We start from the raw sequence: 26,841 nt of genomic DNA, 5'->3' as shown, positions 1-26,841 counted from the left end.
GTGAGAGGGCGCGATCCCGGTCCCGCGGTACGCGTGCCAGGATTCCCCGCGTGACGCTTGCTGATCTCGCTCGTCGGGTCGATGCCACCTCTCGCCTCAGTGGGCGGTTCGTCCTGCGGTCGGGACGGGTGGCGGAGGAGTACTTCGACAAATATCAGTTCGAGGCGGACCCCGTCCTGCTGGACGCGCTTGCCGAGCGGATGGTCGCCCTCGTGCCGTCCGGCACCGAGGTGCTGGCGGGCCTGGAGATGGGCGGCATCGCCGTGGTGACCGCGCTCGGCCGGCACACCGGGCTGCCGTGCGCGTTCGTCCGCAAGGCGGCGAAGCCGTACGGCACCGCCCGCCTGGCGGAGGGGGCGGACGTCGCCGGCCGACGGGTGCTCGTCGTCGAGGACGTGGTGACCTCGGGCGGGCAGGTGGTCCTCTCGACCGGGGAGCTGCGCCGGCTCGGGGCGCGGGTCGACGCCGCCGTGTGTGTGATCGACCGACAGGAGGGTGGGAGTGCGGCGCTGGCGGCCGAGGGCATCGCGCTGCGGGCGCTGCTGACCCGCGCCGACCTGGAGACCTACGGAAAGCGGACGCGGCCGTGACGCGACCTGTCCGGTGTGGACCAATCGCCCGCAGGGCTGTGCTGGGGATCGACGGGAGCGGCCGCCGCCCTTAGCATCGGGGCCAGTGGATCTTCGGTCCACTCCCGGCCGACCCCGGCCACCAGCCCGATCGAAGGGAGACGCGCGTGCGTCGAACCCCCTATGTGGCATTACTCGGCGTCGGCGTGTCCGGCGCACTGGTGCTGAGCGCGGCGCCGGTGTCGGCGGCGCCCCAGCCGGCGCCCGCCGCGACGCCCGGCATCGTGGTCGTCGACGGCATGACGCAGCCGGTCTTCTCGCTCGCGGACGCGATCGAGGAGCGGGTGTACGTGCAGACCCCGGTCGACACCGACCACGACGGTCGCCTCGACCGGGTGGCGATCGACATCTCCCGTCCCCGGGAGACCGCCACCCAGGGCTTCAAGGTGCCGGTGATTTTCGAGCACAGCCCGTACCGCAAGAACACCTGGGGGGACGTGCCCTACCCGAGCGTGCTGGTGGACGAGCTGCCGCAGAACGGCGTGACCCGCCGGTCCGGCCTGCGGTCGTCCGACGTCGAGGCGCAGCGCGCGGAGGCCAAGGCCAACCTGCCCGGCTCACTGGACGACTACTACGTGCCGCGGGGGTACGCGGTGGTCCTCGGCCAGAGCGTCGGCACCGGCGACTCGGACGGCTGCCCGACCAGCGGCGACCAGGCCGAGACCCTCGGCACCAAGGCGGTCATCGACTGGCTGAACGGCCGGGCGAAGGGGTACGACGCCAGCGGCGCGCCGGTGACCGCCGGGTGGACCACCGGCGCGGTCGGCATGACCGGTGTCTCCTACAACGGGACGCTGCCCAACCAGGTCGCCACCACCGGGGTCCGCGGGCTCAAGACGATCGTGCCGGTCTCCGCGATCAGCAGCTGGTACGACTACTACCGGGCCAACGGCCTGGTCGTCGCGCCCGGCACGTACCAGGGTGAGGACACCGACATCCTGGCGAAGTACACGGCCGGGCAGGTGCGGGCGGAGGGCCCCTGCGCCGACGAGATGGCCGCGCTGACCGAGGAGCAGGACCGGGTCACCGGTGACTACTCGACGTTCTGGCGGGACCGGGACTACCTCGACGCGAAGGACGTGGAGGCGAGCGTCTTCGTCGTCCACGGCCTCAACGACTGGAACGTGAAGACCGAGCACTTCGCCGGCTGGTGGGACGAGCTGGCCAAGCGGCACGTGCCGCGCAAGATCTGGCTGCACCAGGGCGGCCACGGCGGGCCGGGCAACAGCGCGTCGGTGACGCTCCCGGACGGTCGCACGTGGACGTACAAGCAGACGGAGAACCGCTGGTTCGACTACTGGCTGTGGAACGTCCGCAACGGGATCATGGACGAGCCGACCGCGGTGCTGCAGCGGGAGAACCGCAGCTACACCACGTACGCCAACTGGCCGGACTCGGGCGCCCGCGAGGTTGCCGTGAAGCTGGGCGCGACCAGCGCCACCGAGCCGGGCATCCTGACCACCGGCAAGCGCCCGAAGGGCACGGTCGAGCAGGCCTTCGTCGACGAGGGCCGGACCATCCACCCCGACACCCTGGTGGCCGACCCGGACGCGGCGAGCGCCAACCGGCTCGCGTACCGCTCGCCGGTGCTCAGCCAGGACGTGCGGATCTCCGGCCGTCCGGAGATGCGCCTGCGGATGGCGATCGACAACAAGCCGGACGCGAACCTGACCGTGTACCTGGTCGACTACGGCCCGGCCGGGTCGACCGCCGCGCCGACGGTGGTGACCCGCGGCTGGATGGACCCGCAGAACCGCAAGAGCGCGTCGCGCACCGAGCCGGTGCGGCAGGGCAAGCTGTACGACTACCGGTGGACCCTGGAGCCGAAGGACTACGTCTTCCCGGCGGGTCACCGGATCGGCGTGGTGGTGTTCTCCAGCGACCAGGAGTACACGCTGCTGCCGCTGGGCGGCACCGCCCTGCGGGTGGCGACGCACGACAGCGAGCTGCGCCTGCCCGTCGTGGGCGGGCGGAGCGTCCTCGGTTTCTGACCGGGGCTCCGGCCCGGGGTCGCCGACCCCGGGCCGGCCGACCTCGCGGTGGGCAGCCCGACACGTCGGGCTGCCCACCGGTCTGTGCGGCGACACCTCATCGCTGGCTCGTCCGCTCCGGCGACACCGGGGCCGCGAAGAACGCGGCGAACGTGTCGACCAGCCCGCGGGGCGCCCGGTTGATCGCGTCGTGGCCGCCCCGGGGGATCCGCACCGTGCGGGCGTGGGGCAGGGCGCGGGCCAGCGCCTCGTCGAGGTCGACGTAGTAGGGCGGGCCGTCGGCGCCGCACGCCAGGAGTACCTCGGCCGTCACCCCGGCCCACTGCTCGGCGGGCCCGTCGTGGCGCCGGACCTGCTCGGTCTCGTCCAGGGTCATCGGAAGCAGGTCCCCCATCGTCCGGCCGATCGGCGTCCGCAGGAACAGCCGGACGAGCGCGACCTGGACCGCGAGCGGAAGCCGTGACCCGGGCATCTGCGGGTTGATGGCGGCGGCGGAGATGGCCAGGCCGCGGGCGGTGTCGCCGGACCGCAGCGCCTCGCGGGCGGACTCGATCCAGTCGGTGGGGAAGCCGCCGTCGACGGAGACCGCCGCGTCGTAGAGCGCGAGCCGGTCGATCGGCAGCCGGAGCGCGGCGCGCAGGGCGATGAGGCCGCCGGAGCTGTGCCCGATGACGTTGCGGGCGCCGGTGTGCTCCAGCACCGCCGCGAGGTCGTCGATGTCCTGGTCGAGCGTGTACGGCTCGGACCGCGGCGGGGCGTCGCCCCGGCCTCGCCGGTTGTAGAGGTGCACGGTGAACCGGTCGGCCAGCCGTGCGGCGAGTCGCTGGTAGACGTCGATGGTCACCCCGCCGCCGTGCACCACGACGATCCCGGGCCCCGCCCCGGTCGAGTGCAACGCGAGCCTCGCGCCGTCGCGTGCGGTGATCCGCTCCATGGCCACTCCCTCTCGGCTGACTGAAACTGCGAACGCCGTTTGCAGTTTACAGTGGTTTGGTGACCGACGCATCCACGAACTCGGGCGAGGGCGGCTCCGACCGTCAGCCGATCTGGGGGCGGCCGGCGCGGGGCAGCCGGGGGCCCAACCCGACGCACAGCAGGGACGAGATCGTCGCCGCCGCCGTCGCCCTCGCCGACGCCGAAGGGCTCGCCGCCGTCTCCATGCGGGCCGTCGCCACCGCCCTGGGCGCCAGTGCCGCCTCGCTCTACCGCTACCTGTCCTCACGGGACGACCTGCTGGACCTCATGACCGACCGGGCGGTGGGCGAGCTGCGGCCGTACCCGACGGGAGAGGGCCAGTGGCTGGACGGGATGCTGCGGCTGGCCCGCCGGCAACGGGAGCTGTTCCGGCGCCATCCATGGCTGGTCGAGGTGATCCACCGGCCGTCCGGGATCGGGCCGGAGGGCCTGGCCTGGTTCGACGCCTGCCTCGGGATGCTGGAGCCGGTGCCGTGTGCGGCCAGCGCCAAGTTCGAGGCGATCGCGATGATGACCGGAGTCGTCAGCCTCTTCGCCCGTAGCGAGACCGCCGCGCCGCCGGTCGCCTTCACCGCGGTGGACCTCACGGCGTATCCGCACCTGGTGGCGGCGTTCGCCCGGCCGTCGGCCCCCGCGCCGACGGGGGACCTCTTCGACCGTACGCTCCGCGGCCTGCTCACCGGGCTGCTCAGCGGCGTGTGAGGTGGCGCAGGCCGGGCAGACGGGGATCCGGCGGTGGCGCGGCGGGATCGCGCCCCACTCGTTGCGTGAGGCAATTAGTGGGGGAGTAGCGTTCCCCCGCGAACGGCACGGTGTTACGAAGGAGGCTGCGGGTGCGTACGACGACGGTGGACGTCAGGACCGACGACGGGGTGGCGGACTCGTACCTCGCCCGACCCGACGGCGATGGTCCCGTTCCGGCCGTGCTGCTGTTCATGGACGCGTTCGGGCTGCGCCCCCGGCTCGCCGAGATGATCGAGCGGATCGCCGAGCGTGGCTACCTGGTCCTGGCGCCGAACCTGTTCTACCGCGCCGGCCGCGCGCCGCTGTTCGACCTGTCCCGGCTCGCCGAGCCGGACCAGCGCGGCGACATCTTCGCGCAGATCATGCCGCTCATCGGGGAGCTGACCCCGCAGGTCGTCATCCGTGACACGGGCGCCTACCTGGACTTCCTTGCCGCCCGCGACGATGTCGCGGCCGGGCCGGTCGCCACGGTGGGTTACTGCATGGGCGGCACGAACGCGCTGCGGGCCATCGAGGCGTACCCGGACCGGATCGCCGCGCTCGCCAGCTTCCACGCCGGCCGGGTCGTCACCGACGCGCCGGACAGCCCGCACCGCGGCGTCGGCTCGGTCACCGGTGAGCTGTACTTCGCACACGCCGACCAGGACGCGTCGATGACCGCCGAGCAGATCGCCGAGCTGGAGCGGACGCTGGACGCCGCCGGCGTGCGCCACCGCTCCGAGGTGTACGAGGGCGCCGCCCACGGCTTCACGATGGCCGACACCGCGCACTACGACGAGCCGGCCACCGAACGGCACTGGAAGGCGATGTTCGACCTGCTCGACCGGACCTTCGCGCGCTGAGCGGGACGCCGTGACACCGGGCCCGGCCGGTCCGCCAGGCCGGGCGCCGCATGCCCACCGCCGAGCCGGGTAGGTCGCTCTTGCCGGCGCGTACGGGATGAGGTGGCGGATGGCCGGGGCGTGGTTGCTGGGCACCGGGGTCGTGTGGGTGACGGTTGCCTCAGGCTCGGGCGACTACGTCGCAGGAGGCGGCTCCGGCCGCAGATTCAATGCGAGGATCAGCTGTTCAAGCAGCACGACCGTCGGCTGGAGGGGTGCTACTGATGTCGATCTGAACGGTGTTGCCGACCCGTCTGGCTGGTACTACGGGGGTGTCGTGAACCGCGCGTGTAGCCCCCGATCGTTAGCTGCCACCGTGCTGGCGACGACCGTAACCGGTGATCAGATGACACGGTTTCGTTAGGTACAGCAGGAACGATCACGGGAATCTCGGGAGTCCGGCAGTGAGCAGCGGACAGTCGGGTTGGCGCCCGCACCCGGGCGCCTACCGTGCTCCCGAAAACCTTCCCCCGGTCGCGCCCGGCCGCATCGTCGGCCTAGTTGCCAGCTGCGATCTCCGAGGGGCGTACCCGACGATGCGAGTACCCGGAGCTTCACGGTCAGTGAGCTCGCGATTCTGGAGGACGGGCGGCGCGTGCTCCTGCACGCGGAACGTGGGTTCACTGTCACTGCTAGATCAACCGGCGTCCCGGGTGGTGTCATTCCGCTCGTTGAGACTCGGGAGAGCATCACCCAGCACGTGTTGAACGCCGTACTTCCCGCCGACGAAGAGTACGCAAGGGAGGAGGCACATCCATGGTCGTGGCTGGCCGAGCTAGCTCGGGCTCGCGGCCTGGATGCGACCGCAGAAGACCTACGAGGCCTTCCCTATCAAGTGGTCTTCACCGACACCGTGACCCGATGGCTCGCGGCTACCTGAGCTCCAACGCCTAGACCTGCTCACCCCGTAGTTCCCTGGTGCCGCAATAGACGATGGTTATTGGAAGATCACGTATCGTCCCTTGACGCGACTTCCCCGAACGGTGGTCCAACCGCCCCGGTCACTGATTCGGCATGTAGTTGATCGCCAGGCCCTCGCCGTAGCGGTGACCCTCTCCGGTCAGAATTTGCGCCTCGTGCTCCAGCGACGCCAGTACCGTCGTGGCCAGGTCGACCCGACTGGTCACTCCCACCCAGTACGACAGCTCCAACCAGTCCTCGCCCCACGTGGGCAGCGCCGCGCAGGCATCCATCGCCAGCAGCGTGTGGAGGTCTTCCCGGTCCTTCGGATCGGTCACCAGCTTCAGGGTCTCGGCCACGGTGACGGCGGTGACGCCGAAGCGCTGCCGGTCGGTGATGACCTCGCCTACTGGCTCCACGGCGTGGATCGATCCCGCGACGTACGCCAGCAGTGCCGAGCGGTCCAGCACGAGCGTGACCGGGGGCAGCTCGTCCTCGGGGTTCACGCGGCCGGCGCCGACTGGTCCCCGCCGGCCTGCTCCTGCTCCTGCTCCATGTGCTGGCGGACCCGCTCGCGGACCGCCGCGAATCGCTCCGATGGCCACTCGGCCTGCACCGCGTACCGGCGGGCGCGGGCGGCGGCCATGCCCTCCGGGGTCAGCGTCACCCCGCGGCGAGCCTGCTCGTCACGGAACTGCTCCCACGCCCTCTGGGCGCGCACGGCCCCGGTCACGTAGGCGCTCGCCTTGCCTGGGCCCTGCTGCTCCAGGGTCTCGGCTACATCCTGGGGAACGGAGATCGACAGCTTCTTCACCGTGGTCATACCATCAGCGTACTTCGGTAGCACCTTCCTTGCGCCAGTGACACGGGGGCAAGTTTGCAGCTCCTGCCCTGCGTCAAGGACGAAGATCCGGAACAACCTGTACGTCGGGGATGACCGCAGTGGCGACGGGTGCGGGCCGTGTTGAATGGCGGGATGTTCGTCAACCCCCTGCCCGGCACCGTCCGCGCCCGAGGCCGGCGGTCTCAGCGGAGCCGGAGGGTCGGGCGACGCTGGGTCACCGGCAGCGGCGACGTCCGCGCTCAGTCGCCGGTGAGGAGGCCGTCGCGGACCTGGCGGCGCAGCACCTTACCGATCTGCGAACGGGGAAGGTCGTCGACGACCACCACCCGGCGCGGCACCTTGTAGCCGGTGAGGTGGCGGCGGCAGGCGAACCGGATGCCGTCCGGGTCGCTGGTGCAGTCCTCGTCCAGGACGACCACGGCCACGACCTCCTCGCCGCCGCCGTCGCCAGGCAGGCCCACCGCCGCCGCGTCCCGGACCCCGGGCACCCGGCGCAGCGCCTCCTCCACCTCCGACGGGTAGACGTTGAACCCGCCCGTGATGATCAGCTCCTTGATCCGGTCGACCACCGTGACGAACCCGTCCGGGTCCATCACGACGATGTCGCCGGTGCGCAGCCACCCGTCCGGCAGCAGCACCGCGGCCGTCTCCTCCGGGCGCCGCCAGTAGCCGGCGAACACCTGCGGGCCGCGGATCAGCAACTCGCCGGGCTCGCCCGCGGCCCGGTCCCGGGACGGGTCCTCGGGGTCGACGATCCGGATCTCGGTGGACGGGAACGGCACGCCCACGGTGCCGGGGCGGCGTGCCGGGGAGACCGGATTGCCGAGGGCCACCGGTGAGGTCTCGGTCATCCCGTACCCCTCGACCAGCAGCCCGCCGGTGACCGACTCCCACACCTCGACCGTCGCCGGGGGCAGCGCCATGGCCCCGGAGATCGCGTAGCGGGCGGAGCCGAGGTCGACCCCGCGCTCCCGGGCCGCGTCGGCCAGTCGCTGGTAGATCGGCGGTACGGCGGGCAAGAAGGTCGGCGGGCGGCGACGCACCGCGGCCAGGGTCTGGTCGACGTCGAAGCGGGGGAACAGCACCAGCGTCGCGCCGATGCTCACCGAGAAGGTGAGGCACAGCGTGAGCCCGTACGCGTGGAACAGCGGCAGCACCGCGTACACCGTCTCGGCGCCGTCGCGCAGGCCCGGGACCCACGCGCGGCCCTGCGCGGCGTTGGCGCGCAGGTTGCGGTGCGTCAGCACGGCGCCCTTCGGCGTGCCGGTGGTCCCGCCGGTGTACTGCAGCAGCGCGGTGTCGTCCGGACCCGGCGCCGGATGGTCGGCGGCGAGCGGCCCGGCGTCGGCCAGCAGCCGCTCGAACGAGCGGGTGCCGGGCGCCGGTCCGGTCATCGCCGCGCGGGTCTGCCGGACCCGGGGCAGCGGCACGCGCAGCGCCCAGCGCTTGCGCCGCGGCAGGGCGCGGGTCAGGTCGACGGCCAGCACGGTCTCGACCGCGGCCACCCCGACGACCGACGGGGCGGCCTTGTCCCAGGCCACCGCCACCCGGGCACCGTGGTCGGCGAGCTGGTGGGCCAGCTCCTGCCGGGTATAGAGCGGGTTGTGCTCGACCACCACAGCGCCCAGCCGCAGCACCGCGTAGAAGGCGATCACGTGCTGCGGGCAGTTGGGCAGCACCAGCGCCACCCGGTCGCCCGGGCCGACGCCGATCCGGCGCAGCGCCTCGGCCGCGCGGTCCACCTGGTCGGCCAGTTCGGCGTACGTGGTGATGGCACCGAAGAAGTCGAGCGCCGTCCGGGAGCCGAAGCGGCGGGCGGCGTCGGCGAGCAAATCGACGAGTGACTCCTCGGACGGGTCGATCGTCGCCGGCACCCCGGGGGCGTAGCTGCGCAGCCAGGGCTGTTCGGCGGTCAGGTCCATCCGGTCTCTCCTCGCTGCCGTGGGCGGCCGGCCGCCCTTCGCCGCTATTACGGGTCAGTAACCTACGGTACCGTAGGTCTCCGGCCCGGCGGTCGGGCGGCCGAGCGAGCGCGCCTGGTCAGGCCGCGAGCCGTGCCACGTACACGGTGTTGGCCGACTCGCCGCCGGTCAGCGGGTTCGGGAACGTGACCACGTGGGCGTGCGCGTCGTCGAACACCTCGGCGAGGACGCCCGCGAAATCGTCGTCCGGCGGGTCGTCCGACCAGAGGGCGAACACCCCACCCGGACGCAGGTGACGGGCGAGGCGGCGCAGACCCTCCGGCGTGTAGAAGGCCGCGTGGCTCGGGTGCAGCACGTTCCGGGGAGAGTGGTCCACGTCCAGCAGCACCGCGTCGAACCGGCGACCGGGCCGGTCCGGGTCGAACCCGTCGGCGCCGGCGACGGCGAAGAAGTCGGCGCGCACGAAGCGGGTACGCGGATCGTCCGCCAACCCGGCGGCGAACGGCAGCAGACCCCGCCGGTGCCAGTCGATCACGTCCTCGATCGCCTCCACCACCAGCAGCGACCCGACCCTGCGGTCGTCCAGCGCGGTACGCGCCGTGTAGCCCAGGCCCAGACCGCCCACCACCACGTCGAGGGCGCGCGCGCCGGCGGGCTCGTTCCCGGCGGGCCTGCCCTCGTCGGAGGCGTTCCCGTCCAGCGCGGCCAGGCCCAGCCGGGCCAGCTCGATCTCGGCGACGGGGAAGAGGCTGGACATGAGGAAGTCGTCGTCGAGCTTGACCTCGTACACGTCGACCTGGAGCGCGGGGTCACGACGCCGGCGCAGGCTGATGGCGCCGATCGGCGTCTCCCGCCAGGCCAATTCCTCGAAGCGCACGCCCACGTGGTCCTCTTTCCGTCGTCCCGCCCCGGGATGCTACCGACCGGCGCGCCACCGGCCCCGCGACCACGCAGGTCGGCGGACGCGCAGGAGACGGTTGACGCCCCCGGTCGGTTGATCCACTCCGTTTCCCGGATGTTGCGGTGTCCCGGCCGGCTTGATACCGCAACATCAGGGAAAGCGTGTGGATCACGTCGGCGCCTGGGTCGGAACGCCACGTCCGATTGCCGCGAGCCTGCGCGGCCCGTGCCGCGCAGAGTTGACGGCGGCTCGCCCCTCTCGCGGCGAGCCGTTCCAGTGACGTGACGCGCGGAAGGTGAACCGAACATGCATGTCGTTCCGGGTCTCAAGGTGCTCTATTTCGGGACCCCGGTGGTGCTGATCAGCTCGCGCAACGAGGACGGCACCGCGAACCTCGCCCCGATGTCCTCCGCCTGGTGGCTCAACCAGACCTGTGTGCTGGGCCTGGGCGACAGCAGCCAGACGTCGGCGAACCTGCGGCGTGAGCGGGAGTGCGTCCTCAACCTGCCGTCGTCGGCGTTGGTCGACGCCGTCGACCGGCTCGCGCTCACCACCGGCCGCTCGGTCGTCCCGGAGCACAAGGTGCGGCAGGGCTACCGGTACGAGCCGGAGAAGTTCGCGGTGGCTGGTCTGACCGAGCAGGCGTCGGACCTCGTCTCGCCGCCCCGGGCCGCGGAGTGCCCGATCCAACTGGAGTGTCGCGTCGTCGCGGTACATCCGCTCGCCGGCCCGGCGAACGTGACCTCCTTCGAGGTCGAGGTCCTGCGTGCCCACGTCGAGGAGACGTTGCTGATCCCCGGCACGCACTACGTCGACCCGGTCGGCTGGGACCCGCTCATCATGAAGTTCTGCGAGTTCTTCGGCGGAGGACGCAACGTCCACCCGTCGAGGCTCGCCGAGGGCTGGGAGATGCCGCACCGGCTCGACCGGGTGTCACGCTGACGACGTGGCCCGGTTTCAGCCCGGCCAGGTGAGCGGCAGCGCCGGTGCCGCGAGGACCGCCGCCACCGCCGCGAGCGCGCCCGCGGGCCGGCGCAGGCCGGGTCGCCGCCGGAGCAGCACCAGGAGTACGCCGCTGATCGGCACCGCCACGGACGCGGTGGCGAGGACGCCGACGACGTCCGGAAGACGGGGTGACCCGCCCGCCACTGTGGATCCGTCGATCGCCCACGCGACCGTGCAGGCGACCGCCGACCAGCTCGCCGGGGCGAGCAGCGCGCAGAGCAGGGCCAGCGCGCCGGGCCCCTGACCGGGCCCCGGCAGCAGCGGGTCGGTGCGGTCGGGCCGCTGCCACGGACGGTCTCCGGGAACGGGATCCATCCGCAGACCGTACCGTCGCCCGCCACCAGGCATCACGGCCCGTCGACGGCCGACGCCGGCAGGGGCGGACACGGAGGGTCCTCGAGACATCGACGGAACGCATATCCTGTGGCCCGGCCGACCCACCGGAAGGGACCTCATGCCGTCGCGGCAGGACCAGCTGCACTCGTACCAGTTCACCGTCCAGCGGGCGGTCGCCGCGCTGGTCATGCGGGAGACCGACCCGGCGCGGTCGCCGTTCCGGAGACTGGCCGGTGCCGGCCTGGCCAGCGTGCTGGTCGCGACGATCGGCCTCGGTGCGTTCGCGCTCTACGGGCTGTTCGCGGGCGGCGGCACGGGTTGGCGCGACACCGGTGCGGTGATCGTGGAGAAGGAGTCCGGTGCCCGGTACGTCTACCGGGAGCAGAAGCTGCACCCGGTGCTCAACTACGCGTCCGCGCTGCTGATCGTCGGCGCGGAGCAGGCGCGGACCGTGCTGGTCTCCCGCCGGTCCATCGAGGGTGTGCCGCGCGGCCTGCCACTGGGCATCACCGACGCGCCCGACTCGCTGCCGGCGCCGGGGCGGCTGTCGAGGGCGCCGTGGACGGTGTGTTCGGCGCCGCCGGAGGACGACGACCACTCCGGCCCGCGTTCGGCGCTGCTGGTCGGCCTCGGGGCGGACGGCGGCCGCCCCCTCGGCGCGGACGCGTTGCTGCTGCGGCACCCTGACGGCGGGCTGCACCTGGTCTGGCAGCAGCGCCGTTACCGGGTGCGCGACGCTACCCGGGTGCTGGCCGCGCTCGCCACCACCCCGGCGCGGGCCGTGCCGGTCGCGCCGGCGCTGCTCAACACGCTGCCGGCCGGCGTGGACCTGGCCCCACCCGACCTGCCCGACCTCGGGCGGACCTCGGATCGGGTGCCCGGCGCGCGGATCGGCGACGTCTACCTGGTGCGCAACACCGGCGGCGGCCGGCAGTACGCGGTCGTGGTCCGCGACGGTCTGGCCGGTGTCACCGAGTTGCAGGCCGCCCTGCTCCTGGCCCGCACGGGTCAGGGGGAGCCGGAGCCGATCGCGCTCGGCCGGTTCGCCGGGCTGCCCGCCGCACCCGACCTGGCTCCCCGGGGTCCCGGCGCCCCGCCGCCTGTCCCGCCACGGCTGGCCGACACGGAGGCGGGCGGGATCTGCGCGGGGGTGGGCGACGACGCCGGGGTGGCGGAGGTTCGGGTCCGCGTACCACTGCCGGACCTCTCCACCGCGCCGCGCACCGCCGGCGCGACCAGCGACGGTGGCGTGCGCGCCGACCATGTCGTGGTGGAGCCTGGCCGCGGCGCGGTCGTCGAGGCGGTCGCGGCGCCCGGCGCGTCCGGCGGCGCGCTGTCGGTGGTCACCGACCTGGGCCGGCGGTACGCGCTGGCCGACCCGACCGTGCTGGGCATGCTCGGCTACCGGGACGTGCGGCCGGTCCGGCTGCCGGCGGGCCTGGTCAGCCTGGTGCCGGCCGGTGCGACGCTCGACCCGGCGGCGGCGCGCACCGTCGCCGCCGGCCAGGGCGGCGGGCGGAGGTGAACCGGTGACCCATGCCCACGGCCTCGACCCGGGCCTGGGTTGACGCAAGGGGCCGAGGCCGGCCACCACGGCCGCCCGCCGCGCGGTTCAGGAGGCGGGGCGGCGCAGCAGGCTCACGGCGAAGTCCGCGTCGTCCCGCCAGGGACGCAGGTCCCAGGTCGCGAACCGGTGCTCCAGGCGCAGCCCGGCCGCGACCGCGTCGGCGTCGAACGCGGTCAACGGGTAGCCCCGGGCGGTGCCGAAGCCGACGGCCAGCACGCCGTCCGGTCGCAGGTGCGCGGCGAGTCGGCGCAGCACCTCCGGCTCGGTGCGGGGAGCGACGAAGGCGAGCACGTTGCCGGCCAGTACGGCCGCGTCGAACGGCTGCTCCTCACCGAGTGCCGGAAGGTCCAGTTCGGCCAGGTCGGCGACGAGCCAGCGCGGACCGGGGTGGTCGGCCCGGGCCGCCTCGACCAGCACCGGGTCGGCGTCGACCCCGACCACCGTGTGGCCCCGGGCGGCCAGCTCGGCGCCCACCCGACCCGTGCCGGAGCCGGCGTCGAGGATCCGTGAGCCCGGCGTGACCAGGGCGTCCACCAGGCGTGCCTCGCCGGCCAGGTCGACCCCCTCGGCGGCGAGTCGGCGGAACCGGTCGACGTACCACTGCGAGTGCTCGGGGCCGGTGTCGGTGGCCCAGCGGGTCGGGTTGCGCATCCTCCCACCGTAGCCACCCGCACGGGCGACCGGGCCGGCAGCGGGCCGGCCCGGCGGGCGGGAGCCCCCAGTGCGCCCGCCCGCCGGTGGGCCACGGCGGCCGGACAGGTCCGCCGCCGTACGCGAGAAAGCATCGACCACTTCCGCTCTCGGATCCGGCATCGGCGGCGTCGTTCTGGTGCCGTGGCACACATTGGCCATCCGTCCGGTGCCGTCGCCGGGCTCCGTCGTTTGCCGGCACGGTGCCGGGGTAAGCGCGGGGCCGGTGTGACGACAGGAGGGGCGGCGTGCGCTTTCCCCGCTTCATCGACGCGGTGTCCCGGCGATCCGGGCTGCCGCCGGAGCAGGCCGTCGCCGTCGCCCGCGCCGTGCTTCAGACGATGGCCGAGCGGGTCACCGGCGAGACGGACGATCTCGCCGGACGCCTCCCGGACGACCTGGACGGCTACCTGGCCGGGCCGGGCTCGGAGGCCCGGGACGCGGCGGCCGGACCGGCTGACTTCCTGCGCCGGGTGGGGGAGCGGGCCGGGGTCGACGAGGTGAGCGCGCGAGCGGGCACCGCCGCGGTGTTCGCGACCCTGCGCGAGGCCGTCACGGTGGGCGAGTTCCACCAGATGGTGGCGCGGCTGCCACGCGGTTTCGACGGCGGTGTGGAGCCCCGGCCGCCGGCCCCGTACGACGGGTGAGGCCGGGAGCCCTCCCATCCCGTCCAAGGTCGGACATCCGCCCACCTTGTAGGAAATTTGACTGTGATGGGCCTTGTTCGCCGTAGGATTGCTTGCCGCGAGCCGCTTAGGCGGTAATAGATCAATCCGCTAGAGGGATGATCGGACTAATTCTGACGTCCGTTGTCCGAGGCGACGATCGGCTCTTCGGCCGGACTCTCATTGATGATCTTTCCACCATCACATAGAGCCATATGCTGCTCTCAATGTGAAGTCCTGGGGGGGATCATGGTCACGTTCGTCGAACGCTGCGCGCCCATCGCGGGTGTGGCACCCACCTTCTGACATGGCGCACGAGACGCTGATCCATCGCTTCGGCGATGTCGTCGCCGCCTGTCCCGACCAGCCCGCCGTCCTCGGCGAGACCCACCAGCTCAGCTACGCCGAGCTGGCCGGCCTGGCCGGCGGGTACGCCGACGCGTTGGCGGCGGCCGGGGCCCGACCGGGTGACCGGGTCGCCCTGCTGACCGCGCACGGGGCCCGCACCATCGCCGCCATCCTCGGCGCTCTCGCCGCCGGGTGCGCGTACGTGCCGCTGGACCCGAGCTTCCCGCACCGCCGGCTGCGGCACATGCTCGACGCCGCCGGGGCGTCCCTCGTCCTCTGTGGAGCCGAGCACGAGGACCTGGCCCGGCGGCTCGGTGCCGAGCGGCCCGACCTGCGCAGCGTCCGCGTGGACGAGGTGCGTCCCGCCCCGCTGCGGCCCGTGCCGACCGACCCCGACGCGCTCGCGTACGTGCTGTTCACCTCCGGCTCCACCGGCGTGCCGAAGGCCGTCGGGCAGACCCACCGCAACCTCCTGCACGTGGTGCGCAACCAGATCGACACCCTCGCCATCGGCCCGGCCGACCGGCTCAGTCTGCTCGCCTCGTTCAGCTTCGACGCGGCCATCCCCGACCTCTACCCGGCGCTGCTCACCGGCGCCGCCGTCATCCCCGTCGACCTGCGCCGGCACGGGCTCGCCCACGCGGTCGAGCAGCTCGGCCAGCACGGGGCGACGATCTACCACTCCACGCCCACGGTCTACCGCTTCCTGCTCGACACCCCGGGCGTCGAACGGCTCGACCAGGTCCGGGTGGTGCTGCTCGGCGGCGAGCAGGCCACCCACGCCGACGCGGCCCGGGGCCGGGGCCGGTTCGCACCCCGGTGCGTCCTGATCAACGGCTACGGCGCCACCGAGTTCACGTTCGCCGCCCGGCACGCGCTGCCGCTGGCCGAGGCCGACCCCCATGCCACCGGCCCGTTGCCGATCGGCGCCCCGCTGCCCGGCTACCAGCTGCGGCTGGCCGAGAACGGCGAGATCGTGGTGCGCAGCGCCCACCTCGCCCCCGGCTACCTCGACCGCGACGACGACCGGTTCGCCACCGACCCAGACGGCGTGCCCACGTACCGGACGGGTGACCTGGGCGAGCGGCTGCCGGGCGGTGAGCTGCGCTGCCTCGGACGGATCGACCGCCAGGTCAAGGTGCGGGGATTCCGGGTCGAGCTGACCGAGATCGAGTCGGTGCTCGCCGCCGAGCCGGGCGTCGGCGCGGTCCGCGCGATCGCCCGCGACGGCGAGCTGCTGGCGTACGTCCGGTCGGCCGGCGCCCCGCTCGACCCGGCCGCCCTGCGCGCGGCGCTCGCCCGGCAGCTGCCCGGGTACGCGCTGCCCCGCGCCGTCGTGCCGGTCGACGAGTTCCCGCTGACCGTCACCGGCAAGATCGACGAGCGGGCGCTGCCCGACCCCGAGCCGGCGGTGCCGCCCGGCGCGGAGCCGGCCACTCCCACCGAGCGGGCCGTGCACGACATCTGGTGCGCGGTGCTCGGCCGGACCGCCGTCGGCCGCACCGACTCCTTCTTCGACGTCGGTGGCCAGTCGCTGCTCCTCGGCCAGGTGCAGCAGCGCCTGGCGGAGCGGTTCGGCGTGCGGCTGCCCATGCTGCGGCTCTTCGGGCACCCCACGGTGGCCGCGCAGGCCCGGCTGATCGACGAGCCGGCCGCCACCGACCGGGCGCCGGCGCTCGCCACCCCACCCGCGCCGCGGGTGGCCGCGCGGGAGTACACCGGCGACGAGATCGCCGTCGTCGGCCTGGCCGGCCGGTTCCCGGGCGCCCCCGACCTCGCCACGTTCTGGTGGAACCTCTGCGCCGGCGTCGACGCCGTCCACGACCACACCGACGACGAACTGGCCGCGCTCGGCATCGGCCCGGGGCTGCGCGCCGACCCGCGGCACGTCCGCGCCGCCGGCCGGCTCGACGGCGTCGCCGACTTCGACGCCGAGTTCTTCGCCTTCGGCGAGCAGGAGGCGGCGCGGACCGACCCGCAGCACCGGCTGTTCCTGGAGACCGCGTGGGAGGCGATCGAGGACGCCGGCCACGACCCGGACCGCTTCCCCGGCCTCGTCGGGGTGTACGCGGCCACCTCCGCGAACCGCTACTTCCTGTTCCACCTCATGGACAACCCGGCCGTGGTCGGCGACGTGGACCCGGACGACTGGGAGGCCCGGCTGGTCGGCCGCCAGTTCACCGACCACCTGCCCGGGCAGGTCGCGTACCGGCTGGGGCTGACCGGGCCGGCGCTCGCCGTGCAGAGCGCCTGCTCCAGCTCGCTGGTCGCGGTGTGCCTCGCCGCGCAGAGCCTGGCCGACTACCAGTGCGACATCGCGCTGGCCGGCGGCGTGAACGTCACCTGGCCCCGCTACCGGCACACCCCCGGCGGGCTGGCGTCCCCCGACGGCCGGTGCCGCGCCTTCGACGAGGCCGCCAACGGCTCGGGCTTCGGCTCCGGAGTCGGGGTGGTCGCGCTGCGCCGGCTCGCCGACGCGCAGGCCGACGGCGACCGGATCTACGCGATCCTGCCCGGCTGGGCGGTCACCAACGACGGCCGCGACCGCGCCGGCTTCGCCGTGCCCGGCCCCGCCGGCCAAGCCGCCGCGGTGGCCGGCGCCCTGGCGGCCGCCGAGGTCGCCCCGGGCGAGGTCCGGTTCGTCGAGGCGCACGGCAGCGGCACCCCGCTGGGCGACGCGATCGAGGTCGCCGCGCTGCACGAGGTGTACGCGGGCGGCCCCGCCGAGACCTGCGCGCTCGGCTCGGTCAAGACCGGCATTGGGCACCTGGACGCCGCCGCCGGCATCGCCAGCCTGATCAAGGCGGTGCTCGCCGTGCAGCACGGCGTGATCCCGCCCAACCTGCACTTCACCCGACCGCACCCGGAGATCGACCTCGCCGGCGGTCCCTTCTACGTGCCGACCAAGGCGCGGGACTGGCCGGAGGCGCCGCGCCGGGTCGCCGGGGTCAGCTCGTTCGGCCTGGGCGGCACCAACGCGCACGTCGTCGTCGAGCAGCCACCGCCGGTCGACCCGGCCGAGGAGGTGCCCGCCGCGCACCTGCTGCCGGTCTCCGCGCGTACGCCGGCGGCGCTGCGGGACGCGCTGACCCGGCTGCGGCAGCACCTGGCCGGAGCCGCCCCGGCCCTGGCCGAGGTGGCCGCGACCCTCGCCCTGGGACGGCGGGCGTTCGACCACCGGGCCGCGGTGGTCGCGACCGACCTGGCCGGTGCGGTCGCCGCCCTGGACGACCTGCTGGAGTCCGGCGCCCTGGTGGCCGGCGAGCCGGCCGAGCTGCGCGAACTCGCCGCCGCGTGGGTGACCGGCGGGGACGTGGACTGGGCGGCGCTGCACCCGGAGGGCACCGTCCGCCGCACCGGATTGCCCACCTATCCCTTCCAGCGGCAGCGCTACTGGATCGACCCCTCTCGGAAAGGCGCGCGGTGAACTGGTTCGTCTCCGCCGGAGCCCGGAACGCGGCGCCGGTCCAACTCTTCTGCCTGCCGTACGCGGGCGCCGGGGCCAGCGCGTTCCGCCACTGGCCCGACGCGCTCGGCGCGGACGTCGAGGTGCTGCCGGTGCAGTTGCCCGGGCGGGAGAACCGGATCACCGAGGATCCCCGGTTCCGGGTCGCCGACGTGGCCCGCGCCATCGCCGGACGGGCCACCGGCCCGTACGCGATCTACGGGCACTCGATGGGCGGCCGGGTCGCGTTCGAGGTGGTCCGTGAGCTGCGCCGGGAGGGCGAGCGGCTGCCGCTGCGGCTGTACGTCGGCGGCGCGCGCGCCCCGCACGTGACCGCGCCCAGCCTCTTCGACGGCCTGTCCACGGTGGACGACGATGAGCTGCTGCGCCGGCTCGGCACCGGCGGCGGCCTCCCCGCCGAGGTGCTCGACCATCCGGAGCTGGTGGAGCTGCTGTTGCCGCTGCTGCGCGCCGACTTCGGGCGGGTGGACAGCTACCGCTACGCCCCCGGCGAACCGCTGCCGGTGCCGGTCGTGGCGTTCGCCGGCCGGCACGACGCGGCGGTGACCCGCGCGCACAGCGAGGCCTGGCGGCAGCACACGGCGGCCGGCTTCACCCTGCGCGAGATCGACGGCGGGCACTTCTTCCTGCACGACGCGCTGCCGGAGCTGGCCGCCGCGATCCGCGCCGACCTGACCGCGGCGCTGGCCGACACCGACGGGTCGCCCGCCGCGCCGACCAACGGCCACGCCGCTACCGCCGCCGCGTCCGTCCCCGCCGTCGACGCCGAGCAGGCGGTCACCGGCGACGCCACCGCGACCGCCGCCGGCCCGGCGCCCGCCGTCGGTGCCCACCGGGTGCCGCTTGGCGACACCGGCTGGTCGGTGTGGCGCGACGCGATCCTGCGCACCACCGGCTTCCCCGCCGACGGGCTCACCATGCTCGCCGCCCCGCAGGCGTCGGCCGCCGCCGACGAGCTGCTGGCCACCGGCGGCGGGGAGGAGCAGTTCCACAAGGAGTTCGCCGAGGCGGTCGCCGCCACCGGCCGTCGGCTGACCGAGCTGGCCGGCGACCCGCTGCTGCGGGAGGCGATCACCTGGCAGAACCGGGGCGCCCTGCTCGCGCTCGACGGGCTGCGCAAGGGCGGCCCCGACGCGCCGCGCAACGTGCGTCGGCGGGATCGGGAACGCGCGCTGCTCAAGTACTGGCAGCGCTACTGCGGCAAGAACGAGACCGTCGGCTTCTTCGGACCGAGCTGCTGGGCGACCCTCGACCCGACCCGGTCGGACACCGCCGACGTCCGCCCCGGTCCGGCCCTCACCCGTCGCCGCTGGGTGTGGTTCGAGTCGTGGGCGCTGACCGCGTACGCCGACCACCTCGCCGCCGACCTCGCCGTACGCCGGTGGTGGCCGCCGCGGCTCGCCCCGCACCTGCGGCTCGACGGCCGGGCGGTGCGGCGACCCGGCCGGCCGCCGGTGCTGCTCTCCCCGGTGGAGGCGGCGCTGCTCGCCGCCGCCGACGGTCACCGGTCCGCCGGTGACCTGGTCACCGACCCGGGCATCGGGCTGCGCCGGCCCGAGGACGGGTACGCGCTGCTCGACCGGCTGGTCGAGCGGGAGCTGGTCGTCTGGGACGCGGGGCTGCCGGTGAGCCCGGCCGCCGAGGACGTGCTGGCGCAGCGGATCGAGTCCGTCGGCGACCCGGAGGCGCGGGCCGCCGCCCGAGACGGCTTCGCGCGGCTGCGCGCGGCGCGGGACGCGGTCGCCGCGGCGGCCGGCGACCCGGACACCCTGCGGGTGGCACTGGACGGGTTGGACGAGACGTTCACCGCGTTGACCGGCCAGCCGCCGCGCCGCCGCGAGGGCCAGATGTACGCCGGCCGGACGCTCTGCTACGAGGACACCAGCCGCGACCTGGACGTGGTGTTCGGCGCGCCGCTGCTGGACGGCATCGCCGCGCCGCTGGGCGTGCTGCTCCAGGCGGCCCGCTGGCTGGCCGGGGCACTGGAGGACGCGTACGGGACGGTGTTCCGGGAGCTCTACGACGAGCTGCGCGCGGAGGCGGGCGACGGGCCGGTGGCCCTGTCCGACCTGTGGTTCCTGGTCCAGGGAATGTTCTGGGGCGACGGCGAACGCCCGGTCGACGCGGTGGCCACCGAGTTCGCGGGCCGCTGGGCCGGGCTGTTCGGGCTGGACACGCTGCCCCCCGGTACGACCGAGGTGCGGCTGCGGGTGGACGAGCTCGCCGGGCGGGTCGCCGAGGTCTTCCCGCGTGTCCGGCCGGAGTGGACCAACGCCCGCCTGCACAGCCCCGACCTCCAGATCTGCGCCACTGACGCGGACGCGTTGGCCCGTGGCGACTACACGGTGGTGCTCGGCGAGCTGCACGCCGCCTGGCCGTCGTTCGACTGCCAGGTGTTCACCCCGTCGCACCCGGACGTGGAGCGGCTGCGGGCCGCCCTCACGGAGGACCTCGGCGAGCGGCGGATCCGGTTGCTGTTCCCCACCGACTGGCCCCGGCGCACCAGCCGGGTCGCCGAGGCGCTGGTCGGCCCGACCGACCGGCAGCTCGCGTTCCTGCCGGCCCCGGGCGCCGACCCGGAACGGGTGCTGCCGACGGTCGCGTTGACCGTCACCGAGGAGGCCGGCCGACTGGTCGCGACCGCGGCGGACGGGCAGCGCTGGCCGCTGACCGAGATCTTCGCCGGCCTGCTCGCGGCACACGCCGTCGACGGGTTCAAGCTGGTCGCCGCCGCGCCGTACACGCCGCGGATCACCCTGGACCGCCTGGTGGTGGCCCGCCAGACGTGGCGCACCACGGTCGGGGAGAGCGGCCTGGGCGCGGTGACCGGCGAGCGGGAGCGGTTCCTCGCGATCCGGCGCTGGCGCCGGCGACTCCGGCTGCCCGAGTGGGTCTACATCAAGCTCGGCACCGAGACCAAACCCTGCTTCGTCGACCTGAGCAGCCCGGCGTTCGCCAACATGTTCTGCGCCATGGTCCGGTCCGCCCGCGTCGCCGGCGGCGACGGCGTGTCGCTGGTGGTGAGCGAGATGCTGCCGACACCCGACGACGCGTGGGTGCCGGACGCGCAGGGCCGGCGCTACTTCAGCGAGCTGCGGCTGCACATCGTGGACGGCGCCGAGCCGGCGGCGACCCGATGAGCCACCGGTTCCCGCTCGGCGACACCGGCTGGTGGCTGTGGCGCGACGCGGTGCTGCGTACGGCCGGGTTCCCGGCCGCGGGGCTGGCGGCGTTCACCGCGCCGGAGGCCGCGGCCGCCGCCGACGCTCTGCTGGCCGGCGACGGCACCGAGGATCTGTTCGACAAGGCGTTTCGGGCGGCGCTGCTCGACACCTCCGCGCAGGCCGACGCCCTCGCCGGCGACCCGCTGCTGCGGGAGGCGGTCACCTGGCAGAACCCGGGCATGCTGACCGCGCTGGACGGCCTGCGGCGCACCGACGCGACGGCCCGCAACTGGCGCCGCCGCGAACGCGAGGGCCGCCTGCTGCGGTACTGGCAGCGCTACTGCGGCAAGGCGGAGACGATCGGCTTCTTCGGGCCGGTCTGCTGGGTGCGCCTCGACCCGGACGACCCGGACACCCGGCTCGACCCCGGCCCGGCGCTGGTGTCCCGCCGGGACGTCCACTTCGAGGCGTGGGCGCTGATCGCGTACGCCGACCGGCTCGCCGAGGACCTGGCCGTTCGCCGGTGGTGGGCGCCCGCGCTGCCCCCGCACCTGAGCGTCGCCGGCCGGCACCTGCGCCGACCGCTGCACCCACCGCTGGAGCTGACCGCCGCCGAGGCGCGCCTGCTGGCGTACTGCGACGGGCGGACCCCGGCCGTGACGGTCGTGGAGCGCGCCCGCGCCGACGCGGAGACCGGGTTGCGCACCGCGGACGACGGCTACCTGCTGCTCGACCGGCTGGTCGGGCGGGGCCTGCTGACCTGGGACGCGGCCCTGCCGGTCAGCCCGCGCGCCGAACGGGTGCTGCGGGACCGGCTCGCCGCCGTCGGCGATCCCGCCGTCCGCGCCGCCGTGACCGAGGGCTTCGACCGGCTGTGCGCCGCCCGCGACGCGGTGGCCGCCGCGGCCGGCGACGCGGACCGGCTGCGCGTCGCGCTCGCCGCGCTGGACGCCGAGTTCACCGCCGCCACCGGCGGGCCCGCGACGCGGCAGGGCGGCCAGATGTACGCCGGCCGCACCGTGCTGTACGAGGAGACCGCCCGGGACCTGACGGCGACCATCGGCGCGGGGGTGCTCGACGCCCTCGCGACACCGCTGGCGATCGTCCTCCAGGCGGCCCGCTGGCTCACCGCCGAGGTCGGCGCGGCGCTGCGGGGCGTCCTCGACGAGCTGCACGCCGAGTTGCGCGGCGACGGCCCGGTCCGGCTGGCCGACGTCTGGGCGCTGGCGCAGGGGCTGCTGCTCGCCCCCGACGGCCCGCTCGCCGGGGCGAGCGCCGGGTTCACCGCCCGCTGGACGGAGCTGTTCGGCCTCGACACGGTCGCCGCCGACCAGCCCGAGCTGCGGCTGCGCGGCGACGCACTGGCCGACCGGGCGGCGCGGCTCTTCGCCGCGACCGGCCCCGGCTGGCCGTCGGCCCGCATCCACAGCCCGGACGTCCAGGTCGTGGCCCGCGACGTGGCGGCCGTCAACGCCGGTGACTTCCTGCTGGTGCTCGGCGAGCTGCACCCCGCGTACGCGCCGTTCGACAGCGTGGTCTTCGCGCCGTTCCACCCGGACCCGGCCGCCCTGCGCGCCGGTCTGGACGCCGACCTCGGCCCGGCCCGGGCCCGGGTGCTCTACCCCGACGGCTTCCCCCGCGTCACCACCCGCACCACGTACGCGTCGACCGGGCCCGACGACCGGCAGTTCGGCATCGACACCGCGCGGGGCGCCGACGTCGACGCGCTCGTCCCGGCCACCGAGGTCCGGGTCGAGCCGGTGGACGGCGAGCTGACCGCGGTGCTGCCCGACGGGGGCCGCTGGCCCCTCGTGGAGATCTTCGCGCACCTGCTCGGCTCGCTGCTGCTGGACAGCTTCAAGCTGGTCGCGCCGGCCCCGCACACGCCCCGCATCACCATCGACCGGCTGGTGGTGGCGCGCCGGACGTGGCGGACCACGGCCGGGGAGAGCGGCCTGGCCGAGGTCACCGGCGACGCGGAACGCTTCCTCGCGGTCCGCGGCTGGCGACGGCGGCTCAGCCTGCCGGAGCGGGTCTTCGTGAAGACCGGCACCGAGGTCAAGCCCTGCTACGTCGACCTGACCAGCCCGCTGCACGCCCAGTCGCTCTGCCAGCTGGTGGCTGCCGCGGCGCGGACCGGCCCGGACGTGTCCGTGGTCGTCAGCGAACTGCTGCCGGCGCCGGAGGACACCTGGGTGACCGACGCGCAGGGCCGCGGGCACGTCAGCGAACTGCGCCTGCAGATCACCGATCCGAGAAGCTACCGGGGAGAGAACGGGTGACCGACATCCTGTCCATCAGCGCGGTGCACGGGGAGACGCTGCCCTGGCCGGACGCGACGCTGGCGGAGCTGATCGTCGCGCGGGCCGCGCGGACGCCCGACGCGGTCGCCGTGCGGCAGTGGGACGCCCGGCTCACCTACCGGGAGCTGCTGGACCGGGCGGCCGGGGTGGCCGCCGCCCTGCGCGGGCAGGGTGTCGGCCGGCAGACCCGGGTCGGGGTCTGCGGACACCGCCGTCCGGAGCTGGTCGCCACGGTGCTCGGGGTGCTGCTCGCCGGCGGCTGTTACGTGCCGCTGGAGCCGGGCGGTCCGCGCCGGCGGCTGCGGGAGATCGCCGCCGACGCGGGCGTGTCCGTGGTGGTCGGTGACGCGGCCGAGGCCGAGTTCGCGGACGTGCCCGGGGTGGTGGCCCTGCCGCTGCCCGCACCGGCGGCGGCGCCGGGGCCGGTGACGCCCGGCCCGGCCCGACCCGGTGATCCGGCGTACGTGCTGTTCACGTCCGGCTCCACCGGCCGGCCGAAGGGGGTGCTCACCACCCACCGCAACGCCGTCGAGTTCGTCCACGGGGTCGTCGCGCTCACCGGCGCCGACGCGGGCGTACGCAGCCTCGGCATCGCCTCGCTCGGCTTCGACGCGGCCACCATGGACCTGTTCGTCCCGCTGCTGCTCGGCGGCTCCGTGCAACTGCTCGGCGCGGACGATCGGGCCGACCCGGTGCGGCTGGCCCGGTTCGTCGCCGCGCACGAGGTGAACTGGGGTTTCATCACGCCGACGGTGCTGGCCATGCTGGACCCGGCGGAGCTGCCCGCGTGGCGGGTGGTGCTCTGCGGCGGGGAGGCGGTGCCGGCGGGGCTGGCCGCCCGCTGGGCGCCCGGACGCACCCTCCTCAACGGCTACGGGCCGACGGAGACCACCGTGCTCGCGGTGAGTGGCCCGCTGACCGCCACCGAGACCGACCCGGTGCCGATCGGCGTGCCGCTGCCCAACCACCGGGCGTACGTGGTGGACGAGCGGCTGCGCCCGGTGCCACCGGGGGAGACCGGCGAGCTGCTCATCGGAGGGCCGGGTCTCGCCGACGGCTACCTGAACCGGCCCGGCCTGACCGCCGAGCGGTTCGTCCCGGACCCGTTCGCCGACCGGCCCGGAGAGCGGCTGTACCGCACCGGCGACCTGGTCCGGTTGGACCCCCACGGGCGGATCGTCTACCTCGGACGGGCCGACCGCCAGGTCAAGATCCGGGGCCAGCGCATCGAACTGGGCGAGGTGGAGGCCGTGCTGGCCGACCTGCCGGGCGTCGACGGGGTCGCCGTCGAGGCGGTGCCCGGCCCCGCCGGCACCGAACTGGTCGCGTTCCTCGCCCCGACCGACGCGCCCGACGACGAGCGGCTGCGGGCGTACGCCGCGCCCCGGCTGACCGCCGCGATGCTCCCGGCCCGGGTGCGGCGCCTCGCCGCGCTGCCGGTCAGCCCGACCACCGGGAAGCTGGACCGGCCGGCGCTGCGCGCCCTGGCCACCGTGGACCGTCCCACCGAGGACACGCCTACCGACCCGCGGCCCGACGAGCCGGTCGAGGCGGCGGTGGCCCGGATCTGGACGCGGCTGCTCGGCGCCGCCCCCGACCCGGACACCGACTTCCTCGCCGCCGGCGGCAATTCGATCGCGGCGATGCGGCTGGTCGCGGCACTGCGTGCCGAGCTGGGCCGGCACGTCGACACCCGGGACGTCTTCGCCGAGCGCACCTTCGCCGGTCTGGTCGGCCGGGTGACCGCCGCCGCCACGGCCGACGGGGACGGGCTCACCACCGGCAACCCGCCCACCCTGTCCCCGCCGCAGCGGCGGCTGTGGTTCGTCGACCAGCTCGCCCCGTCCAGCGCGCCGTACAACATCGCGGTGGCCCACCGGCTGCACGGCCCGCTCGACACCGCCGCGCTGGGCGCCGCGCTGCGCGCCGTCGCCGAGCGGCACGACGTGCTGCGCTGGCGGATTCCGCAGACCGACGGTGTCCCGTACGCGGTCCGCGAGGAGCCAACCGACGTGGCCGTGCCGGTGGTCGACCTGACCGGCGGCGTCGACCGGGAGGCCGAGCTGGCCCGGATGCTCGCCGCCGGTGCCGGCCACGCGTTCGACCTGGCGACCGGGCCGCCCTGGCAGGTGACCGTCTACCGGCTCGGCCCGGACGAGCACGTGCTGGCGATCACCCTGCACCACGCGGTCTTCGACGGCTGGTCCGAGGCGGTCCTGTACGACGACCTCGCCGACGCGTACGCCCAGGCGGTCGCGGGACGGGTGCCGCGCCTGCCGGCGCTGCCCGCCACGTACGCGGACTACGCGGTGTGGCGGGCCGAGCGCGACGCCCACCGGGGCGCGGCGGACCTGGCCTGGTGGACGTCCCACCTGGCGGGGGCGCCCACCGTGCTGGACCTGCCCCGGGACCGTCCGCGCCCGGCCGTGCAGACGTACGCGGGCGCCGAGGCGGCGGTGCGGCTCACCGAGGAGACCGACCGTGCGGTGCGGGCCCTGGCCGAGCGGCGGGGGACGACCGTCGCCGCGGTGCTGCTGGCCGGCTTCGGCGAGCTGCTGGCGCGGCTCACCGGCGGCGACGACCACGTGCTGGGCGCGATCGTCGCGGACCGCCGGCTCGCCGCCTTCGACGACGTGGTGGGCTTCTTCATCGACACCGTGCCGGTGCGGGTGCGTACCGCCGGGGCGAGCTTCGCCGAGCTGGTCGACCGGTGCGCCGCCGAGCTGCACGAGGTGACGACCCACCCGGGCGCGCCCCTCGAACGCGTCGTCGAGGCGCTCGGCGTCGGCCGGGACACCTCCCGGGCGCCGCTGGTGCAGATGCTGTTCAACGTGCTCAATTTCGTGCCGCCCCGGTTGACGCTGGCCGGGCTCGCCGGCGAACCGGTGCCGGTGCCGAAGCCCGGCTCACCGTTCGACATCACCGTCTACGTGGTGGAGCGGGCCGGTCGGGTCGGCGTCGAGGTGGTGCACAACCCGGACCTCTTCGACGGCGAGCGGGTCGAGGCGCTCCTCGCCGACCTGGCGGCCCTGGTCGGCGCGCTCACCGCCGACCCGGACGCGCCCGCGCGCGCCGTCGCCGTGGAGCTGCCCCGGCCGACCGTCCGGGTGGCCCAGCTCGGGGCGATGACCGTCGCGGCCACCGAGACGCCGCGGTCGCCGCTGCCGGCCGGCCCCGGCGGGCTCACCGAGACGGAGGAGCTGATCGCCGGCATCTGGCGGGAGGTCCTCGAACGCGACCGGGTGGGCGTCACCGACAACTTCTTCGACATCGGCGGTCACTCGCTCGCCCTGGCCGCGGTCCACGCCCGGCTCACCGCCGCGAGCGGGCGTTCCATCGCGATGCTCGACCTGTTCCGCCACCCCACGATCCGGTCGCTCGCCGCCAACCTCGACGGCGCCGCCGACCGGCCGGAACTCGCCCGCGCCGCGCTCCGCGCCGCCGCCCGACGCAGTCGTACCCGCCGTAACCCACCTCGCCGCCCCGGCGGCACCGCGCACTGAAGGACAC

At 74.8% G+C, this 26,841-nt stretch carries 18 protein-coding genes; 11 read left to right on the top strand and 7 right to left on the bottom strand.

What is annotated here, in order from left to right; genetic code table 11:
- Positions 1-50: 50 nt before the first annotated feature.
- The gene (locus GA0070620_RS09745) at positions 51-590 is read left to right on the top strand and encodes an orotate phosphoribosyltransferase (RefSeq protein WP_091589565.1); all 540 of its coding nucleotides are present in this window, start codon (positions 51-53) and stop codon (positions 588-590) included.
- A 146-nt stretch (positions 591-736) separates the two neighbouring features.
- Positions 737-2,620, top strand: coding sequence for a Xaa-Pro dipeptidyl-peptidase (locus tag GA0070620_RS09740; protein ID WP_091589564.1), 1,884 nt, complete (start codon positions 737-739; stop codon positions 2,618-2,620).
- Positions 2,621-2,717: 97 nt separating this feature from the next.
- Here the strand turns inward: GA0070620_RS09740 and GA0070620_RS09735 are convergent, their stop codons facing one another.
- Positions 2,718-3,554, bottom strand: a complete 837-nt coding sequence (locus GA0070620_RS09735; RefSeq protein WP_091589563.1) for an alpha/beta fold hydrolase — start codon at positions 3,552-3,554, stop codon at positions 2,718-2,720.
- Positions 3,555-3,613: 59 nt separating this feature from the next.
- On the opposite strand from GA0070620_RS09735, the gene GA0070620_RS09730 reads away from it, so the two are divergent.
- Both GA0070620_RS09730 and GA0070620_RS09725 read left to right on the top strand, forming a co-directional pair.
- Positions 3,614-4,297: a TetR/AcrR family transcriptional regulator gene (locus GA0070620_RS09730; protein ID WP_091589562.1), complete on the top strand. Its 684-nt coding sequence runs from the start codon at positions 3,614-3,616 to the stop codon at positions 4,295-4,297.
- A gap of 131 nt (positions 4,298-4,428) precedes the next feature.
- Positions 4,429-5,181, top strand: a complete 753-nt coding sequence (locus GA0070620_RS09725; RefSeq protein WP_091589561.1) for a dienelactone hydrolase family protein — start codon at positions 4,429-4,431, stop codon at positions 5,179-5,181.
- 1,040 nt (positions 5,182-6,221) lie between these two features.
- Here GA0070620_RS09725 and GA0070620_RS09720 read toward each other — a convergent pair.
- The 4 genes from GA0070620_RS09720 to GA0070620_RS09705 form a co-directional block, all read right to left on the bottom strand.
- On the bottom strand, positions 6,222-6,626 hold the full coding sequence (locus GA0070620_RS09720) for a hypothetical protein (protein ID WP_091589560.1): 405 nt from the start codon (positions 6,624-6,626) through the stop codon (positions 6,222-6,224).
- A complete protein-coding gene (locus GA0070620_RS09715; RefSeq protein WP_091589559.1) occupies positions 6,623-6,943 on the bottom strand; it encodes a hypothetical protein in 321 nt (106 codons plus the stop codon). The genes GA0070620_RS09720 and GA0070620_RS09715 overlap by 4 nt, the downstream gene beginning before the upstream one ends.
- A 260-nt stretch (positions 6,944-7,203) precedes the next feature.
- Positions 7,204-8,886 (bottom strand): long-chain-fatty-acid--CoA ligase, encoded by a 1,683-nt coding sequence (locus tag GA0070620_RS09710; protein ID WP_091589558.1) that lies wholly within the window; start codon positions 8,884-8,886, stop codon positions 7,204-7,206.
- A gap of 118 nt (positions 8,887-9,004) precedes the next feature.
- On the bottom strand, positions 9,005-9,769 hold the full coding sequence (locus GA0070620_RS09705) for a polyamine aminopropyltransferase (protein ID WP_091589557.1): 765 nt from the start codon (positions 9,767-9,769) through the stop codon (positions 9,005-9,007).
- Between the two features lie 324 nt (positions 9,770-10,093).
- On the opposite strand from GA0070620_RS09705, the gene GA0070620_RS09700 reads away from it, so the two are divergent.
- Complete coding sequence (locus GA0070620_RS09700; RefSeq protein ID WP_091589556.1) at positions 10,094-10,729, top strand: flavin reductase family protein; 636 nt, start codon at positions 10,094-10,096, stop codon at positions 10,727-10,729.
- A gap of 15 nt (positions 10,730-10,744) precedes the next feature.
- Here GA0070620_RS09700 and GA0070620_RS09695 read toward each other — a convergent pair whose 3' ends face one another.
- Positions 10,745-11,107, bottom strand: coding sequence for a hypothetical protein (locus GA0070620_RS09695; protein WP_091589555.1), 363 nt, complete (start codon positions 11,105-11,107; stop codon positions 10,745-10,747).
- Between the two features lie 139 nt (positions 11,108-11,246).
- On the opposite strand from GA0070620_RS09695, the gene eccB reads away from it, so the two are divergent.
- Positions 11,247-12,653: a type VII secretion protein EccB gene (gene eccB / locus GA0070620_RS09690; RefSeq protein ID WP_091589554.1), complete on the top strand. Its 1,407-nt coding sequence runs from the start codon at positions 11,247-11,249 to the stop codon at positions 12,651-12,653.
- 87 nt (positions 12,654-12,740) lie between these two features.
- Here eccB and GA0070620_RS09685 read toward each other — a convergent pair whose 3' ends face one another.
- The gene (locus GA0070620_RS09685; RefSeq protein ID WP_091589553.1) at positions 12,741-13,346 is read right to left on the bottom strand and encodes a class I SAM-dependent methyltransferase; all 606 of its coding nucleotides are present in this window, start codon (positions 13,344-13,346) and stop codon (positions 12,741-12,743) included.
- Positions 13,347-13,633: 287 nt separating this feature from the next.
- Between GA0070620_RS09685 and GA0070620_RS09680 the strand changes: the two genes are divergently transcribed.
- The 5 genes from GA0070620_RS09680 to GA0070620_RS09660 all read left to right on the top strand — a co-directional run bounded on the left by GA0070620_RS09680 (position 13,634) and on the right by GA0070620_RS09660 (position 26,834).
- Positions 13,634-14,032 (top strand): DUF2267 domain-containing protein, encoded by a 399-nt coding sequence (locus GA0070620_RS09680; RefSeq protein WP_091589552.1) that lies wholly within the window; start codon positions 13,634-13,636, stop codon positions 14,030-14,032.
- Between the two features lie 325 nt (positions 14,033-14,357).
- Positions 14,358-17,825 carry an AMP-binding protein gene (locus GA0070620_RS09675; protein WP_091589551.1) on the top strand — a complete coding sequence of 1,156 codons (3,468 nt, stop codon included), beginning with the start codon at positions 14,358-14,360 and terminating at the stop codon, positions 17,823-17,825.
- On the top strand, positions 17,822-21,004 hold the full coding sequence (locus GA0070620_RS09670) for a thioesterase domain-containing protein (protein ID WP_091589550.1): 3,183 nt from the start codon (positions 17,822-17,824) through the stop codon (positions 21,002-21,004). Before GA0070620_RS09675 ends, GA0070620_RS09670 begins: the two co-directional genes overlap by 4 nt.
- Positions 21,001-23,310, top strand: a complete 2,310-nt coding sequence (locus GA0070620_RS09665) for a lantibiotic dehydratase (protein WP_091589549.1) — start codon at positions 21,001-21,003, stop codon at positions 23,308-23,310. Before GA0070620_RS09670 ends, GA0070620_RS09665 begins: the two co-directional genes overlap by 4 nt.
- Positions 23,307-26,834, top strand: coding sequence for a non-ribosomal peptide synthetase (locus tag GA0070620_RS09660; protein WP_091589548.1), 3,528 nt, complete (start codon positions 23,307-23,309; stop codon positions 26,832-26,834). The genes GA0070620_RS09665 and GA0070620_RS09660 overlap by 4 nt, the downstream gene beginning before the upstream one ends.
- Positions 26,835-26,841 lie beyond the last annotated feature (7 nt).

Origin of the sequence: Micromonospora krabiensis (genome assembly GCF_900091425.1) — a bacterium.
Lineage (GTDB): Bacteria > Actinomycetota > Actinomycetes > Mycobacteriales > Micromonosporaceae > Micromonospora > Micromonospora krabiensis.
This window is presented reverse-complemented; position numbering and strand designations above follow the sequence as displayed.